Below are 784 nucleotides of genomic sequence, written 5' to 3' on the forward strand. Positions count from 1 at the left end.
CGGCCTCACCCGCCTTGTCGAGCGCCAGCCGCGCCAGCGGCAGCAGCGTCGTGTCGCCGCGCGCCGGATGAGCTCGTCGGCCTCCTTGTCCGGCGCCGCGACGAGCTCGCCGCTGCCGTCGACGATGAAGGCGGTCCCGGTGCGTCCGACCTCGAGCTGCGACAGGAAGCGCGCAAGCCTGGTATATTCGATGATGACGGCGAGAACGCCCTGCCGCTCCTGATAGACGTCGATCGGCCCCGCGAACGCGATCGACGGCCGCTCGCCGGTCGCATGGTCCATGACCCTGAACCATTGCGGCTCGTCCGCGCTGAGCCCGGCCTTGAACCAGGCTTGATCGGCGACACGGAATGAGGTCGGCTCGAAGCGGCGATTGGCGAATTCGATGTCGCCGGGCACCACGTCATATTCATCGACGCGGCGCTGGCCTTGATGATCGGTCAGCGAGATCTCCATCATCTCCAGGCGGCGATCGCCGAGCTTGTGCGCGGCGAAGAAGGAGCCGTCGGGCCAGCCGAAGGCCACCCAGGAAATCGTCGCCTGCGACTGCAATTGCGACAGAAACACGAATTCGCGCTTGTCGGCCTCACGGGTGTCGAGCACGTTCTGCAGGAACAGCGTACGGATCGCGGTGTGCGCGGCGCGCGCTTCGTCGACGATGGCCGAGACCTCCTTGCGCACCGCGGCCACGATCTGCTCGTTGATGGTCGAGGCGAGCTGCCGGCTGGTCGCCTCCGCCGTGCGCCACCACAGCAGGCTGGAGAGTGCGGCCGTGAGCAGGATC

Annotated in this window: 1 pseudogene; it reads right to left on the reverse strand. The window is 67.5% G+C overall.

Annotation, left to right across the window (positions count from 1 at the left end):
- Positions 1–783 (reverse strand): annotated as a pseudogene (locus SE92_RS17105) (cache domain-containing protein); the annotation flags it as partial.
- Position 784 lies beyond the last annotated feature (1 nt).

The sequence above is a fragment of the Bradyrhizobium sp. AT1 genome (genome assembly GCF_001590795.1).
Classification (GTDB): Bacteria; Pseudomonadota; Alphaproteobacteria; order Rhizobiales; family Xanthobacteraceae; genus Bradyrhizobium.